Raw genomic sequence first — 17,282 nt, 5'->3', positions numbered from 1 at the left:
GATGTTTGCATCAGAAATATTGAAAGTAAATGAGGAAAATAGTAATATGTGTAAGTGTTTTGCTTCCGTTGTTGGGTTTCTCTCAAGAGAAGAAAGATTCCATTAAAACAGTTATAGAAAAACAAATTGCAGAAATAAAAGTGAATGGTAAAAAACCTTTTTTTGAACAAAAGGATGACCGTTTTGTTTTTAATGTTGAAAATAGCGATTTGGTTGTAGGAAATCACATATCCGAAGTTCTCTCTCAAACACCATTATTAAAATTAGATGATAATAAAATAACTCTTCTGGGAACGAACGCCTCTGTTTACATCAATGACAGAAAATCAGTTCTTAAAGGCAAAGATTTAATACAATATCTTAATGCTATGCCGGCTTCTAATCTGGTAAAGATAGAGCTGGTTACCAATCCTTCCTCAAAATATGATCTGGAGGATGCAATGATTATTAATCTGAAGCTGAAGAAACTGGAAACAGATGGACTGAAAGGAAGTTTTACCATTACAGATAAACAAAACAGAAAAAACAGCCAGCAGGCGAATATTGCTTTAAATTATCATAAAAACAGATTTTCAAATAATACCATGTTGTTTTTTGAAAATAATAATGACCTGCAAAGAAACAGTATTGATAATTATAGCTCAAAATTCAGCAGAAATCAGATTATAGGAAGTACGCTGATTAAAGAAACCAACTTTGGAGGAAATACAGGTTTTGATTACGAGCTTAATGAAAGAAGCAGCATAGGAGGTATTCTGGAATATTACCACAAAACACCTGAATCTTCACTTGAAAACAGGAATATATACTATGATACTACAGGAGGAATTTTTGAAAACAGAACGGTAAATACACAAAATGATAAGCTGAACCTTTTCGGAGGAAATGTTTATTACAGCTTTAATGATGATAAAAAATCCAAGCGATTGGATATCAACTTTGATTATTACACCCATCACAGAGATAATACGACGGAGTTTTTCAATTTGACGAACCCGTATTCAAACTTAATATATAATGATTATCAGAAAGACAATTACACCGTAAGGGTAGATTATTCTAAAACTTTCGAGAAACTGAAAATAAGTCTTGAAGCAGGAGGAAAGCTTAATTGGCTTTCTACAGATAATCCTTATACCTATTATAATGCAGACGGTACATTGAATACCCTGTTTTCTAATAATTTTACTTATCATGAAAATATAAACGCGTTATATACTAATATTAAGAAAAAAATCTTTTCTGTGCTGGACGTCAACTTAGGGGTGCGTTATGAAAACACAAATATCAACGCAAAACAAAACACAGTTAGCGAGAACTTTTCCAGAAGTTACAACAATATTGTACCCAGCATCAACCTTTCTTATATGATCAATAAGAACAACAGAGTTTCTCTGGGATACAGAACTGCATTATGGAGACCTTATGTAGATGATTTAAACCCATTTATTTATAAAAATAATGAAACCTGGTGGGAAACAGGAAATCCTGACCTTAATGTGGCAAAGATGTATTTATTCAATGCGAGCTACAGTATAAAAAGAACCTGGGTGTTTGTAAGTAATTTCGGAATTGTAAAAAATCCTATTCTTCCTTATACAGAGGTTGTAGATAATGTTTCCATTACAAGACCCAAAAACTTTGAAGGTAATGTAAAGCGTCTTTATGTGGGATTGAACTATAACAAACCATTGTTTGAAAACAAATGGATGTTCAATCTGTCTACAGGAATGTATTATATCAATAATGCAGATATCTATGATGTTCATCCTAGTTCTTGGTATAATAATTCTTCCGTTACAATTAGTGGAAATAATCTTTGGAATAAAGGCTGGAACATAAGCTATAACTTTGGTTACACCTCTCCATATACATTAGTTAATAAGAAAAACGGTTATTTTATCAATAATCAGCTTGAGGTTTCAAAGAGTTATAAAGATTTTAAGTTCAAGCTTTCTGTAAAAGATCTGTTGAATCTTTCAAACTCCCGTAATACACTATATAATAATGACGGATATATTGAAACTCTTTCGCAATCAAATTTAAGATCCATATCACTCAGCATATCCAAAACATTCGGAAACAACAAAGTAAAAAAGGTGAATACCGGAGATATAGACAAGGGGAGAACTCAAAATGAAAACCCCCGACTATAATCCTTCAACTTTTACTAAAAACTAATAACCATGAAAAACAAAAAACTTGTGGAGTTATCCAAAAAGATAACCCTCGGTAAGATCAAAAAATTAGAAAAACAAGAAGTTTTAACAATCTACGCAGGAAAGAATATTACTGGAGATTGCTATGGACATCCTGATTGTAATACATACTGTGGTCCGTTTATCTGCTCGACGAATGATTGTTGGAGCTTTTCATAAAAATTTTTACTGAACCTTCTCTGAAGCCAGAACTTTTCAGCAAACTATTAACCATGAAAACTTATTGTGATGAAAAACAAAAAGCTGTTTGAATTGTCTAAAAAAATTACTGAGAACAAAATCCCAGGAATGAAAAGAGAATCAGTTGAAGTTATTAAGGGAGGAATACAAAAAGAGATTATATCAGACTGTGCATGTTTCGGTGCAAATGCATGTTGGGGTTATGGAACCAGCCCATGTGCATCAAACAGTTGTTGGGCTTATTTTGACCAATAATTCGCCCACATAGGCTTGATTAATTTTTATAGAGTTAAGATTCGTAATAAACATAAAAAACTTACTTCTATGAAAAACAAAAAGCTTAAGATGATTTCTCAGAAAATCACAAATGTCAAAATGAAAAAACTGCAAAAAGAGGGCCTTGTATTTATTACCGGTGGCTTACTCGCTTACCATTGTAGCCAATGTACCTGTAGTTGGTGCAGGCCGGATCTGCACGTAGATCCTAATTGCTGGAGCTTTTCATAAAGAAATTTGTATTCTGTATAGTCCTGTGTGGAATTAAAACTGTTCAGGAGAATTATTAACCATGAAAATTTATTGTCATGAAAAACAAAAAATTGTTTGAATTGTCTAAAAAAATTACTGAAAACAAGCTACAGGGAATGAGCGAGAATTCAGTAAAGACAATCAAAGGAGGTAGACTTCCTTTGGAATTAGCCGCAGACTGTACAAGTCAGAACAGCTGCTGGGGATTCGGAGGTACAGCTACTTGCAGTGGTAACAGCTGCTGGAGTTATAACTAATAGAACTCTGATTCCACAAATTTATGTTCTGCAGGGTCTTGTGTGGAATTAAAACTTTACAAGAGAAAAAATTAACCTAAGATTTATTGTGATGAAAAACAAAAAATTGTTTGAATTGTCTAAAAAAATCACTGAAAACAAGCTACAGGGAATGAGCGAAAGTTCAGTAAAGACAATCAAAGGAGGTAAGTTACCTTTAGAGCTAGCGGCAACGTGCACAAGTCAGAATGACTGCTGGGGATTCGGAGGTACACAAACTTGCAGTGGTAACGAATGTTGGAGTTACAACTAAAGTAAAAAGTAGAGTAGCATTCGTGCTACTCTATTTAGTATTAAAATAAAATAATTATGAAATACAAATTATCAAGATATATCCATACCATAGAAAACGAGGAAATTTTAGATGATCATGTCATTCTTTTTTCTACCCGTTCCGGAACATCCATTGAAGTGAAAAAAGGGTTATACGAAAAAATATGTAATCTTGAAACCACTCAGATTCCCGAAGAAATTTTTATCAACCTGATAAAAAATGAATTTTATGTACCTGAGTTTGAAGATGAGTTAAGAGAAATCCTTTCAGATAACATCATGTCTGTAGATCATCAGGATCTGAAAACACTTTCTTATGTGATTCAGCCTTCAGGAAACTGCCAGCTGGGATGTCACTATTGCGGCCAGTTGCATACTAACAAAAGTATGTCAAAAGAAGTTTTAGATCTTACCTATGACAGAATCATTACTAAAATGGAAAGTCTGTCAAACGATCTGGAGCATTTGAGTATTACATGGTATGGAGGAGAGCCGTTAACAGGTCTTTCGGCTATCTCTAATTTATCCACCCGTTTAATCAGCCTTTGTGAAGAGAAAAATTTAAAATATTCTTCAAGAATTATTACAAATGCTTTAAGCCTTAAATATTCTCTTTTTGAAAAACTTGTAAAAAATTACAGGGTTACAGAATATCAGATCACAATTGACGGAACTCAGGAATTCCATGATAAGAGAAGATATCTGAAAAATGGTTCTAACAGTTTTGATATTATCATTAAAAATATCAAAGAAATTGTTAATTCCGAATTATATCAAAAAGAAGCAAGTTTCAATATCAGATGTAATGTGGATAAAGAGAACAGCTACAATGTGATAGATTTTATTGATTATCTGGAAGCAGAAGGAATCCTTCAGCACGTAAGTTTCTATCTTGCTCCTATCCACGACTGGGGTGATAACAAAGCTACTATTAAAGGCGTGTCAAAAGAAGAATTTGCTGAGCTTGAAATAGAAGTTTATATGAAGCTTCTGCAATCAAAAGCAAAATTTAAAACACAGATTATTCCTGAAAGAGTTACTAAACCTTGTATGGTAGTAAGCCAGACCTCAGAAGTATTTGACGCTTTTGGAAATGTCTCTACATGTTGGGAAATCCCGTACACTCCAAAATATGATAACTCTGAGTTTTATGCCGGAAACATTGTGAAAGATAAAGATGTAGACAGCAAAAATGTTGTCATGAGAAACTGGTTTAATGAAATACCGGACAATAACTCATGGTGCAAAAGCTGTAAATTCCTTCCTCTGTGTGGCGGAGCATGTCCGAAAAACTGGTATGATAATATCCCGGCGTGTCCTTCCTTCAAATTTAATATTGACGACAGAATTCTTCTTCAGAGATATATTAATGAACAAGCTGTGCTTTCTTAATAGATGATGTATGGAAACAATAATTTTAGACAAAATAAAAACAGTAGAATTCCGGGAATATGAGGTGAAAAAACCAAGACATATTTTCGAAAATCTGATTGAAGAATTTAGAAAAGATATTCCGGAAGATATCCAGGCAGGATTGTTTTACTATATGAACCTGTCTGAAAAATCACTTTCTGCTTTTCGTACAGGGAATACTACCTTAGGAAATTACCTTTATTCAAAAATGCAAAGTATGAATACCTATTTCATAGAGCCTATTCATCAGGGGATGATAAGCTTAGACTATGCTTTGCTTGCGTATAAAAATTACGTGGAAAATGATTTTGTACTGGCAGAGGAAAATATTGACAGGGCTATTGAAAGTGCCTTAGTTCAGAGTAACACGTTTCCTTATTTTGCCATAATTATTGGAGAACAATCACTTAATAAAATCAGAATTTTTGCACGTACTCAAAATGAAGAGCGGTACAAGACAGAAGTCATGAAGATATTGGCTTTTTTCATGTTTAGCCAACATGAAAACGAGAGCTGCAAAAATCTGGCTGAAGATCTTCCCCTTATTGATAAGCAGGGGATGATAAAACATATTATAAACAACTCTTATATCGCCATTCTTAAATCTTCGCAGGATGAGAAAAAAACAAGACTGATATTTCAGCAGATCTTTAATGCTCTGCTAAAGCAAAATGAATTTTCAGGCGATCAGGAAAATTTACTGATAACCATGCGCTGTATAGACAAAATTGAAGATGAAGATTTTTTAGATTATCTGAACGAGAATTTTTCTCATATCAAAAGTTCTCCGCAAAAATTAGTGAAAATTATAATAGAAAATTATTTAGATAAAATATCCAATAACCAGCAATTAGTAAATGATGAAGAATTTACTAAAAAGCTAAAAACACTAGGCATAACAATTTAACTTATTATTGTGTTCAACAAATTTCCTTTTTATTCCCAAATAGAACAGATGGATTGCGGTCCGGTTTGCCTTAAGATTATTCTAAAATATTACGGTAAAGATTGTGACCTGGTATATCTGAGAAACCTTACTGAAGTTACCCGCTCCGGGGTTACTCTGGCAGATATTAATGATGCCGGTAAAAAGCTGTATTTTCATACAACTCCCTTTAAGGTTCCTTTGTCTACACTGAACGAGGATGTTCATTTACCCTGCATTTTACATTGGGAGCAGGAGCATTTTGTTGTACTCTATAAAATCAAAAATAATTTTTATTATATCTCAGACCCCAAATATGGCAGACTAAAGCTTAAAAAAGAGCAGTTTGTAAAGCTTTGGATTTCGTCCGCAGATAACGAAGGGATTGGATTACAATTAATCCCGAAAGAAGAGTTTGTTGAGTTTAAACCTCCTTTTGAACGGCAGGATTTAAAAATTTTCAAAAACTATATTCTTTCAGTTTTAGAAAAACAAAATTTCAAAATTGGACTGCTGATTTTTTTAATTACAATAAGTTCTGTTATTTCCTATATCTTTCCTCAGCTGATTCAGAAGATGTTTGACGAAGGAATGAAGTCGAAAGAAGGAAAAGTGATCATTGGAATTTTTGGATTTCAGATGCTTTTGTATGGAGGGCAGATACTCATCAATATCCTTCAGAATTTTGTAGGAGTACACTTTAGCTCACAGGTAAGCATTAAAATGCTGAATGACTTGCTGCAGAAAACAGTCAGACTTCCCGTCTCTTTTTTTGAAAACAGATTATATACAGACCTATTACAGAAAATAGAAGAACAGTCAAAAATAGAACAGTTATTAACCAGGCAATTGCTATCTAATATTTTATCAGTTTTTTTACTGATTGTACTTATAATAAGGCTTTTAATATATAACCAGTATATAGCATTGGGGTTTCTGGGAATTGCCGTTTTTTCCACTATATGGATTTACTTGTTTCATAATAAAAGAAGGATTATAGATTATTATGCCTTTAAATTAAATTCAGAAAGCAAAAATCATCTTGTTGAGATGATTACCGGGATGGTTTCCGTTAAAATTAGTAATGCTCATATTTCAAGGATATCAAAGTGGGAAGAGCTGCAGAAAAAAATATATAAGACCAAAGTAAAAAGTCTTATCCTGGATATTTATCAAACCAATGTTACCAGCATTATTAAACAGTTATTTATATTTTCAACTACCTTTTTTTGCGTGTATTGGGTATCACTTGGGAAAATGACGGTTGGTGAGATGCTGAGTATAGGATATATTATAGGTATTGCTTCCGCTCCAATAGAAAATCTGGTCGCGTTTTTCCGCTCATTTCAGGATTCAAGTTTAGTGTATAAAAGAGTTCAGGAAATTCTACAGCAAACCGATGAAAACCTGAATTTAAAAGACGGGGATCAGGCTCTGCTGAGTAAGGATATTAGTTTAAATAATGTATGGTTCAAATATCCGGGGGGACATCAGCCCTATGTTTTAAAAAACATCAATTTTAAAATTCCTAACGGGAAAGTTCTTGCCATAGTTGGAGAAAGCGGAAGTGGGAAAACCACATTATCCAAACTTCTTCTGGGATTTTATCCCTCTTCAGAAGGAGATCTGAACATCGGGCAGGAAGAGCTGTTTCAGATCAATCATGATTGGTGGAGAAGCAATTGTGGAGTTGTTCTTCAGGACTCATACATATTCAGCGGAACCATAAGAGAGAATATTGCCATGCAGGAAGACGCAGATGAAAAATTATTGATCAGTGCCTGTAAATTAGCCAATATATACGAAATGATTCAAAGTCTTCCTTTAGGATTTGATACCAAAATAGGAGCCGCAGGAGATGATTTAAGCGGAGGACAGAAACAACGTATTCTTATTGCAAGGGCTGTATACAAAAATCCGGATTTTATTTTCTTTGATGAAGCTACTTCTGCACTGGATGCAGAAAATGAAAAAATTATACATGATAATTTACAGGAGTTTTTTAAAGGAAGAACCGTTGTTATCATTGCACACCGTTTATCCACAGTAAAAAGTGCAGACAATATTATTGTTTTGAAAAAGGGCGAAGTTGTAGAGCAGGGTAACCACCAGGAATTAGTATCCAAAAAAGGAGAATATTTTAATTTGGTCAGAAACCAGCTGGAATTAGGAGAATAAAAGAAGACCTTAAATAATATATTTGATGAAAACAAAGTTTCTTCTATGGAGCTTGTTGAAAAGGAAGCCGGAAAGGTTTCCTTTTGTGTTTGCCCATTACAGCAAGACGTATCATAATAATTTCCTATGCATAACATTAAACATTTGTTTAAAAAATCATAAAATATATTTAAAACACAGTTAACAGCCGTCTTCTCCGGATACCGTTGCTTTGCAAAAAAAGTAATGATGGAAAACAACAACCCACTCAACAGAAGAAGATTTCTTAAAAATTCACTATTAGCTGCCGGAGGAATTTTCTTAGCTCCTTTAATTGAAAGCTGCAGCGACGATTTTACTGAAAACGGAAATGCCCCCGATGATCTTAAAAACGGAGGTTTTGAATCCGGGGTAGCAAGTTTTGATCCCAGCGCAACAGGAATTATTATCTGGACCCGGTATTCAAAAGGAACAGATGCAGAGATTACATGGGAAATCAGTAAAAACAGCAATTTTTCAGAAGTAGTAAGAAGAGGTCAGGCAAATGCTGCACTGGTCAATGATTTTACTATAGCGGTAGATGTACAGAATATTTCTTCCAATACAAAATATTACTACAGATTTTATAACAGTACAACTAAGGAAGTCAGTGTAACGGGAGAAACCCTTACTTTACCTTCAAAATCAGATGCTGTAAGTGAAGTAAAAATGGCGGTCGTATCATGTTCCAACTTTCCTGCTGGACTTTTCAATGTGTATGGTGCGATTGCAAAATCTGAAGCAGATGTTGTAGTACACCTTGGAGACTATATTTATGAATATGCTCCCGGACAATACGGAACAAACCCTTACACCAATCAGTTGGGAAGAGCGCATCAGCCGGCAAAGGAAATTCTTACCCTCAATGATTACAGGGAACGATACAGGCAGTACAGAGGAGATAAAAACCTTCAGCTTCTTCACCAGAAAAAGCCTTTCATCTGCGTCTGGGACGATCATGAGTTTGCCAATGATACCTATAAAACAGGAGCAGAAAACCATCAACCCAGTGAAGGAGATTTTCAGGCAAGAAAAATGGCTGCGTTCCAGGCATACAGCGAATACATTCCTCTTAAAACAGGGAAAGATATGAGAATTTACAGAAGTTTCAGCTTCGGGAATATCGTTTCCCTTTACATGATGGATACAAGGGTGATTGCAAGGGATAAACAAATGGAATATTCGGATTATCTTGATAATACAGGAAGTTTTAATCAGACACAGTTTAAAACAGATTTCTTAAGCACCAGCAGAAAACTGATCGGAAACGAGCAGATGTCATGGCTGAATGCTCAGATCAATGGTGATACAGCCAAATGGAAAGTGCTTGGACAACAGATTTTAATGACGAAAATGATGGTTCCTGCAGAGCTTTTGATGCTGCTGAATCAGATTCTTGCGGAAATTAAACAGTATGGAAGTGCACAGCCGGCTACCATGCAGGCATTTCAGAATACCATCACTCAGTTGATTATTCTTAAAACAAGACATCAACAACAGGATCCTACATTGACACCGCAGGAAATTGCAAGAATTACAACTACTTTACCCTACAATCTGGATGCATGGGATGGATATTTCATGGAAAGAGAACAGCTTTATTCTGTTCTTGCAGGAAAAAATGTAGTGGTACTGGCAGGAGATACCCATAATGCATGGTTAGGAAAGCTTACCGATGCACAGGGTAAATTTATCGGGACAGAGCTTGCCTGCAGTTCCGTTTCTTCTCCTGGCCTTGAAGGATATCTGGGAATCACTTCGGATCCTGCAAAAGCAATAGAACTGGCTCAGGCATTTTCATTATTGATTGATGACCTGGAATATGCCAATCTTTATAAAAGAGGATATCTGCATGTGAAATTTACCACCGGAAACTCTACTGCAGAGTGGAGGTTTGTAGATAATGTGATTTCCGATACCTACAATACCACAACAGAAAAGACCTATACGATTTCATAGTTTCAATTTAATTATATCTTATTTTCAATTTGGTAAAAAGAGTCATGGTGCTGCTGTGGCTCTTTTGTATTATTTAATCTGATTAAGTAGTTTGGAAACCGGAAGCAGTAGGAGGAAAGGTATTGAGATCATAAAAAACTTCTCAATTTATCATTTTTTAATAGGAATTTCATGGATTTAACAATAACTGCCAGAAATTATCAGACTAACAGTAACCTCCTGCCTCCCTCTTCCAGCTTCCCTCTTTACTTGAGGTTATTTACTTTTTTCGTATATTAAACAGATGCAAGAGGATTCAAGAAAAGATTTTTTGCCATTAACATCCGAAACATGGTGGTTCATGACCTGGATAACCAGAACTTTTGGAGTGCTTTTATTGTTGCTGGCATTTCTGCTGGTATTGGGATTACCCGTTGTGGTAAGTGATAAACTGTTCATATTTATTATTGTAGCAATATTATACTATCCGGCTATTGCTTTTGGTTTATACCGTTTCTTCAGGTATCAGAAGAGAATCAGAAAAAGAGTAGTCCGAAAGATACAGGTTGATGATCAGGGAATTCATTACGAAAGAGCCGATGGAACGGTAGATCAAATTCTTTATCATGATCTGGAAAAATATAACCTTCCCGATGTATATGATGTAAGCGTCAGCCCAAGAAACAAGATGTATGTATTAAATGTAAAGTACAATGGTTCGGCAGCAGACGTAGATTTTGACGGAACTGATGCCGGTTACAGCTCCTATATCGGAAATTTAAAAGCTCTACGAAGAAGATATATCCAGGGAATTGTACATTTTCGGCCGGATTTGCGCATAGATCCTTTGGTATATGATGTCTATTATATCAACCCCAGTGATTTTACTTTCGATAAAAAAAAGTATTGGACAGAATTTGCGCAGACTTTTGCTGTAATGATAATAGGTTGCATAGTGTTAGGAATCTTTGTGCTTGGACTGGTTAAATGGATTTTTTAAGAATAGTTTTCATTAAATCATAAAGAATTAAAATTTCCACATCCTTTATTTTCACATCTCAGAATCTTATGCTTATATTTATTTTATAGTAAAGTTTCACACCCAATAAGATAAAGAGCATTTCTTTAGAAACCGGTCTGGATTTAAAATAAAATACATGAAAAGTTTAAAAAAGCAGCTGGGACAGTTTCCCGATGAAAAAAGAAAAGAATATTTCAGTACACTGCCCAATTATCTTAACGGCCGGTTTCAGAATATATTAACAACGCCGGCACTGTTAGAAGGAGAGAGTATGACTAAATTGCTCTTTCAAAGCCTGTGCAAAATAGAGAATACATCACCCAAAACAGCGCTCCCTTTTGTAGTGACTGATCTTAAAAATCTTCAACCGGATGAAAATGTGCTGATATGGTTTGGGCATAGTTCTTATTTCATACAAGTTGATGGAAAGACATTCTTAATAGATCCTGTTTTCAGTGGAAATGCTTCTCCCATGCCGGGCTCAATAAAAGCTTTTCAGGGATCCGATTATTACAAACCGGAACATATGCCGGAGATCGACTTCCTTCTCATTTCGCATGATCATTGGGATCATCTGGATTATAAAACCGTTCAGCAATTAAAGGATAAAGTAGGAAAAGTCATTTGCGGGCTGGGAACCGGACAGCATTTTGAATATTGGGGCTGGACATTTGATACAATCATTGAAAAGAACTGGTGGGAAAGTATAGACATTGCAGAAGGCTTCAGACTCACGCTTACTCCGGCAAGACACTTTTCAGGAAGATTACTGAACCGTAATATCTCGCTCTGGACCTCCTTCGTTTTAAAAACGCCTTCCAAAAATCTGTTTTTAGGAGGAGACAGCGGTTATGGGAATCATTTTACAGAAATCGGAGAGAAATTCGGGCCATTTGACCTGGCAGTAATGGAAAATGGGCAGTATAACGAAAAGTGGCCTTATATCCATACATTACCGGACCAGCTGATGAAAGAAATAAAAGAATTAAAAGCCCAAAACTTTATCCCGGTACACAATTCCAAATTCAAGCTTGCACAGCATACCTGGTACGAACCTTTAGAGCTGGCTTCAAAACATGCTGAAGAAAACAATATCCAGGTTACCCTTCCGATGATCGGGGAAAAAGTAGATCTGGATCAGCTGGGAAAAGTAAACTGGAAAAAATGGTGGGAAGAATACAAATGATAAGTTCCTAACGGAACATTCCTTTAATTAAAACATATAAAAACCTGCCCGTTACTGAGCAGGTTCTTCCTTATTATAAAAAAAAATAATCATTACAAAGGCTCCTTATGGTTGACCTTTGTATGGATAATATCGTAAAATACAGCTGGGTTAGCCGCATCTGGGGTAATTCTGTAAGTAAATGTTGTTTCGTTCAGAAGCAGAATATCCACAACACGCGTAAAAGTTGGAGTCGTAAGCGTTCTCTTCTTTCCGTCTGGAGAAATAGACCATGTTCCTTCAGATCGCAGTACATCATTTAAACCGAAAATTTTAAAAGTTCCGTTAGCTTTGAAGTAAGAATATCCTACATATCCGGCTACACTGGCATCAGTAAGAGCAACATTATTTCCGCTTTTATCCCTGGCACCTGTTGTTTCCCATGGAGTAGAAGCCAAAGTAAGCTGCCCGTTCGTTGGCTCAGCGTGAGAAGTTTTCGTATGGATAATGTCATAATACACAGACGGATCACTGGAATTAGGACGGATTCTGTAGGTGAATTCATTTCTGTTCAACACAAGAATTTCAACATCACGGGTGAAAATAGTGGTTCCATCCGGGTTTAATGCAGCAATAGTTCTTGTTTTACCCTGAGCATCTACAGACCATGTTCCCATAGATCTCAATACATCTGTAAGGTTGTAGATCGCAAACTTTCCGTCTGTCTTGAAATAAGCAAACCCTACATATCCGGCTACACTGGCATCAGTAAGAGCAACATTATTTCCGTTTTTATCTTTAGCTCCGGTAGTTTCCCACGGCGTAGAAGACAGTATTTGTGAGGGAGTCTGCTGTTCAATAATGATTTCATTATCATCGCTTGAGCATGAAACGAAAGATGCTGATAACAGCACCGCTGCAGACAGATAACATAATTTTTTCAGTGTATTCATAAAGGTATTTTTTAAGTCTTTGCAAACTTATTTCTAATAAATATCACGGCGTTGTACAAAATATCTCTTTTGTTGTAGAAAATATAACAGATCCCAATTCAGAATGAGAAAAATGATATCATTGACAAATTTAACAATCAAAGGTGTGAAATTCCCATCCTTTGGAGGGGTGTCAAAAATTCAAAGAATTTTTGACGGGGTGGTTTCTAACATCCACCAAAAACTTTATTTTTGAACATGAATAACAGAAACCGTGGAAAAAATACTGGCGATGATACTTTATTCGGTTCAGAGAAACAGATCAGTAAGCTGAAACTGGCCGTTGAAGACATGCAGTACCTGTTGAGCAGAGATTACCCGGAAAAAGCGGCTTCGGATCTCGTCGGTAACAGGTACCGTCTGAAAACCCGTCAGATACAAGCTTTGAGAGGAATGTCGGCATCTGATGCACAGCTTCATAACAGACAGTTGAAGCATGTTGATATTTCAGATTTACAAGAGAAAACAATATATCTTGATGGTTTCAATGTTATTATTTTATTGGAAAGTCTGCTTTCTGAAGCTTATGTTTTTGAAGGATTGGATGGCTGTATCCGTGACCTTTCAGGCGTGCATGGAACTTATAAAAGAGTTAATCAAACCTTAAGAGCAGTTGAATTGATTGCTTCTTTTTACCGGAAAAATCATATTCGGAAACTTGTATGGATTTTTGATCAACCGGTTTCCAACAGTGGAAGAATCAAACAGCTTGTTCTTGAATATGCCGGGCAGAATCAACTCAACTGGGAAGCTGATCTTCAGTTTAATCCTGATAAATTTCTGGCGGAAAGTTCAGCCATCGTTATTTCCTCAGATGCCTGGATTCTCGATCACTGCAAAGAATGGTTCAATCTGATTGGTTATTTGATCAGTGAAGAAAATCTTTCTGTTAATCTTATCAAAACAAAGTAAGTATGACTATATTTGAACCTTATATTCCACTGTTTTCAGAAGTATGGAAAAGTAAATACAAAGCTCTTTTAGCAGAAGAACACCTGGAAACTCTGGAGGAAAATATTCATAGATTTAAGCAGAATACTTTAGAATTGCAGATGCCTTATTTTAATGAAGAAATAATCATTGACAGGCAGGAAAGCTTTGGAAAATTTATTCCCATTCTGGAAAGTAACGATTCTGATGAGGTAAAAGCAGCATTGCTGGAAACAATTCCTTTTGAACACTGGCTGAATATTTTAGGACAAAGATTAACCTCTGCAAGCATCCGCGATGAAAATGGTATTCCACCGTTGAAAAACATGCTGATTAATGCCTGTCAGGAACCTTTCAATAACGAAATTACCATTGCACAAAGAGCCTGGGAAAAACACATTGGAAGAATGGATGACGATTTCTGGGGCGAAATAAAAGGAAACAATCAGCAGAAACAGGAGAAGGTCATGGCAAAAATCCGTGAAATTCTTGACAATAAAACCTGGTGGAATGTTTTTTTTCATTACAAACATGAGCTGGTCTTTGAAGTCCGGGAAAAAGAAGGTCACGGAATCCGCTGGAGCCACGGCGGAACAAAACTGATCGGATTTCTCGAAAAATTTATCAACGAATAAATACAACAGGCATCTGTGTCATGTGCAAAATCTGTAGGAAATAAAGTCTTTCAGACGATTAAGAAGCATATATCTATCCTTTGTCTTTTTCTATTCTTTTTACTGCGTAAAAACACTGCGCAGCAGATTTCTATTTTTGCAAAATAAATCACTCGGATCAAAAAAATCAACCGGGTATAAAAAAGTAAAAACAAATGAATACTTACATTGATATTGGCATTAATCTGACCAATAAACAGTTCTATAATGAACACGAAGAAATTATTAACCGTGCCTTGGATCACGGAGTTGAGCATATGATTCTCACCGGAACCAGCGTAAGAGGAAGTAAAGAATCTTCTGAAATTGCCGAAGAATATCCCGAAATTTTATTTTCAACAGCCGGAATTCATCCCCATGATGCCAAATCTTTTAATGGACAAAGTATTGATGAGCTCAGAAAACTATTAAAGCAGGATCATGTGGTTTCAGTAGGCGAATGCGGGCTGGATTTTGACCGTGATTTCTCTCCGAGAACGATCCAGGAAAAATGTTATAAAGCACAGCTGGAGCTTGCGATAGAAATCAATAAACCGCTTTTCCTTCATGAAAGAGCTGCATTTAAAAAGTTTAATGACATCACGGATGAATACCTTACCCGATTACCCGAAGCCGTTGTACATTGCTTTACCGGAACATTGGAGGAAGCAAAAACATATCTGGATAAAGGATTTTATTTAGGATTTACCGGAGCCATAAGTGATGACAAAAGATTTAAACATCTGGAAGACGTCATACAATATGTACCTCTTGATAGAATGATGATTGAAACCGATGCTCCCTTTATGCTTCCGAAAAATATGCCCAGAATGCAGAACAGAAGAAATGAACCTTCGTTTTTACCTTATGTAGCACAAACGATTGCCCACTTGAAGAAGATCAGCATTTCCGAAGTGGCAGATGAGACTACAGAAACGGCCAGAAATTTTTTCAGACTATAAAAAAGAGCTCTACTGATCAGGTAAAGCTCTTTTCTTATAGTATATTGGTTCTTATAAACTCTTTATCGCCGATTCCAAAGCCAGCTCCATCATTGGATTCAAAGCTGTTTCTCTTTCATCAGCAGAGATTTTTTCGTGGGTAGGAATAATATCCGTTACCGTAAGAATAGTCGCAGCATTTTTTCCTAAGTACTGAGCATTGGCAAACAAACCGAAAGCTTCCATTTCTACTGCAGGGCAGTTATATTTGGTAGCAATTTCAGGAGTAGCAGGATCTTTTCTGTAGAAAATATCACTACTGTGGATATTGATGGCTTTAGCATTTAATGATAAATCTTTAGCCGTTTCGTTGATGGTATTAAAGATATTCCCCTGGTGAGAAAGGATTTCTTCTTCAATTCCCCATGCATATTTGGCGTACGTACTTTCGCTGGCAGCTTTATCAATATTTAAAATATCAAAAAGTTGAAGATCTGTATTGTAAGCACCACAAGTCCCGATTCTGATGATCGTGTCTACTTCATACTCTGTGAACAGTTCAAAAGAATAGATTCCGATACTTGGAAAACCCATTCCACTTGCTCCTACAGTGATTTCCTTTCCTTTATAAAGACCTGTATAATAAAAAATTCCTCTGGTTTTGCTTACCAGTTTAGCATTTTCTAAATAATTTTCAGCAATATACTGTGCACGAAGCGGATCCCCCGGCTGCAATACTACTTTGGCAATTTCTCCTTTTTTTGCACTGATGTGAATACTCATAATACTTTTTTTGAATGCGACAAAGATAATAACTTTTAGTTTGTTTCTGTAATTACGAAAATGGAAACAATGAAACGACGTCTTATTAATAAAATGTATAAGATGTTATTAATAAATGCTTTAAATAATATTTTTAACAAAAACCTTCGTATAATCGAAAACCTAACCTGGTAAATACAGAACAATAAAAGAATAATGTGGAGCGGGTATCGTTGAAGGCCAGCGGCTACTTTTGCAACAATCAAACCGTAAAATTGAAACTATGACAATTGAACATATCGCTATTTGGGTGAAAGATCTTGAAAAATCCAGAGCATTTTATCAGAAATATTTCGGAGCCGTTTCCAATGAAAAGTATCACAATCCTGTTAAAAATTTTCAATCCTATTTTTTAAGTTTTGAGAACGGCTGTCGCCTTGAAATTATGACCAGACCGGATATCAGAGAAACTGAAAACTCTTACGAATCTCAACAGTATGGGATTATCCATCTCGCATTTTCTGTTGGTAGCAAAGATAAAGTAGACGAGCTTACAGAAATGCTGAGAAAAGACGGATACACCGTTGCCGGAGAACCACGTACAACTGGAGACGGATATTACGAAAGCGTGATCCTTGATCCGGAAAATAATATCATTGAAATTGTATCACAGTAGTCATTGCGAGTCGCTTTAGCGACAAATTGATCTTAATAGTAATGAACACGTAATTTCAAACCTTATAGGTTTAGATGGTAAGATTTACCTTGCTGAAAATCTTTGATTTTCTTGCGCCTTAAAAACAGCATAATGCTTATAACCTTTTGCGCCTTTGCGCTTTCCAACCTTATA

Annotated in this window: 17 protein-coding genes; 15 read left to right on the top strand and 2 right to left on the bottom strand. The window is 35.7% G+C overall.

The features are described from left to right. The first annotated feature begins 29 nt into the window (after window positions 1–29). From LIV57_RS09135 to LIV57_RS09085, 11 genes are all read left to right on the top strand, one after another. Entirely contained in the window at window positions 30–2,156 is a 2,127-nt protein-coding gene (locus LIV57_RS09135; RefSeq protein ID WP_227942359.1) for an outer membrane beta-barrel family protein, read from the top strand. 30 nt (window positions 2,157–2,186) lie between these two features. Continuing rightward, a complete protein-coding gene (locus tag LIV57_RS09130) occupies window positions 2,187–2,378 on the top strand; it encodes an ecotin (protein ID WP_202843658.1) in 192 nt (63 codons plus the stop codon). A gap of 69 nt (window positions 2,379–2,447) precedes the next feature. After that, complete coding sequence (locus LIV57_RS09125; protein WP_202843656.1) at window positions 2,448–2,654, top strand: ecotin; 207 nt, start codon at window positions 2,448–2,450, stop codon at window positions 2,652–2,654. A 329-nt stretch (window positions 2,655–2,983) separates the two neighbouring features. Beyond that, complete coding sequence (locus LIV57_RS09120; RefSeq protein WP_002983500.1) at window positions 2,984–3,184, top strand: hypothetical protein; 201 nt, start codon at window positions 2,984–2,986, stop codon at window positions 3,182–3,184. A 115-nt stretch (window positions 3,185–3,299) separates the two neighbouring features. Next, entirely contained in the window at window positions 3,300–3,476 is a 177-nt protein-coding gene (locus LIV57_RS09115; RefSeq protein WP_227942358.1) for an ecotin, read from the top strand. Window positions 3,477–3,532: 56 nt separating this feature from the next. Beyond that, on the top strand, window positions 3,533–4,888 hold the full coding sequence (locus LIV57_RS09110) for a radical SAM/SPASM domain-containing protein (RefSeq protein WP_002983497.1): 1,356 nt from the start codon (window positions 3,533–3,535) through the stop codon (window positions 4,886–4,888). A 10-nt stretch (window positions 4,889–4,898) separates the two neighbouring features. Then, the gene (locus LIV57_RS09105; protein WP_227942357.1) at window positions 4,899–5,816 is read left to right on the top strand and encodes a hypothetical protein; all 918 of its coding nucleotides are present in this window, start codon (window positions 4,899–4,901) and stop codon (window positions 5,814–5,816) included. Window positions 5,817–5,825: 9 nt separating this feature from the next. Continuing rightward, a complete protein-coding gene (locus tag LIV57_RS22950; RefSeq protein WP_227942356.1) occupies window positions 5,826–8,012 on the top strand; it encodes a peptidase domain-containing ABC transporter in 2,187 nt (728 codons plus the stop codon). Window positions 8,013–8,237: 225 nt separating this feature from the next. Next, window positions 8,238–9,989 carry an alkaline phosphatase D family protein gene (locus tag LIV57_RS09095; RefSeq protein ID WP_227942355.1) on the top strand — a complete coding sequence of 584 codons (1,752 nt, stop codon included), beginning with the start codon at window positions 8,238–8,240 and terminating at the stop codon, window positions 9,987–9,989. Window positions 9,990–10,329: 340 nt separating this feature from the next. Further along, a complete protein-coding gene (locus LIV57_RS09090) occupies window positions 10,330–10,968 on the top strand; it encodes a hypothetical protein (protein ID WP_227942354.1) in 639 nt (212 codons plus the stop codon). A 157-nt stretch (window positions 10,969–11,125) separates the two neighbouring features. Beyond that, complete coding sequence (locus LIV57_RS09085; RefSeq protein ID WP_227942353.1) at window positions 11,126–12,175, top strand: MBL fold metallo-hydrolase; 1,050 nt, start codon at window positions 11,126–11,128, stop codon at window positions 12,173–12,175. Between the two features lie 92 nt (window positions 12,176–12,267). Here LIV57_RS09085 and LIV57_RS09080 read toward each other — a convergent pair whose 3' ends face one another. Continuing rightward, entirely contained in the window at window positions 12,268–13,107 is an 840-nt protein-coding gene (locus LIV57_RS09080) for a DUF4822 domain-containing protein (RefSeq protein ID WP_227942352.1), read from the bottom strand. 237 nt (window positions 13,108–13,344) lie between these two features. On the opposite strand from LIV57_RS09080, the gene LIV57_RS09075 reads away from it, so the two are divergent. The 3 genes from LIV57_RS09075 to LIV57_RS09065 all read left to right on the top strand — a co-directional run bounded on the left by LIV57_RS09075 (window position 13,345) and on the right by LIV57_RS09065 (window position 15,691). Beyond that, window positions 13,345–14,058 (top strand): DUF434 domain-containing protein, encoded by a 714-nt coding sequence (locus LIV57_RS09075; protein WP_227942351.1) that lies wholly within the window; start codon window positions 13,345–13,347, stop codon window positions 14,056–14,058. Between the two features lie 2 nt (window positions 14,059–14,060). After that, window positions 14,061–14,711, top strand: a complete 651-nt coding sequence (locus tag LIV57_RS09070; protein WP_227942350.1) for a hypothetical protein — start codon at window positions 14,061–14,063, stop codon at window positions 14,709–14,711. Between the two features lie 194 nt (window positions 14,712–14,905). After that, on the top strand, window positions 14,906–15,691 hold the full coding sequence (locus tag LIV57_RS09065) for a TatD family hydrolase (protein ID WP_227942349.1): 786 nt from the start codon (window positions 14,906–14,908) through the stop codon (window positions 15,689–15,691). A 51-nt stretch (window positions 15,692–15,742) separates the two neighbouring features. Here LIV57_RS09065 and deoD read toward each other — a convergent pair whose 3' ends face one another. Then, entirely contained in the window at window positions 15,743–16,453 is a 711-nt protein-coding gene (gene deoD, locus LIV57_RS09060; protein WP_227942348.1) for a purine-nucleoside phosphorylase, read from the bottom strand. A 262-nt stretch (window positions 16,454–16,715) separates the two neighbouring features. Here deoD and LIV57_RS09055 point away from each other — a divergent pair, with 262 nt between their 5' ends. Then, a complete protein-coding gene (locus LIV57_RS09055; RefSeq protein WP_227942347.1) occupies window positions 16,716–17,108 on the top strand; it encodes a VOC family protein in 393 nt (130 codons plus the stop codon). Window positions 17,109–17,282: the final 174 nt, after the last annotated feature.

This window comes from Chryseobacterium sp. X308 (genome assembly GCF_020733145.1).
Classification (GTDB): Bacteria; Bacteroidota; Bacteroidia; order Flavobacteriales; family Weeksellaceae; genus Chryseobacterium; species Chryseobacterium cupriresistens.
Note: the sequence above shows the minus strand (reverse complement) of the source record. Positions and strands in the feature narration are given on the sequence as shown.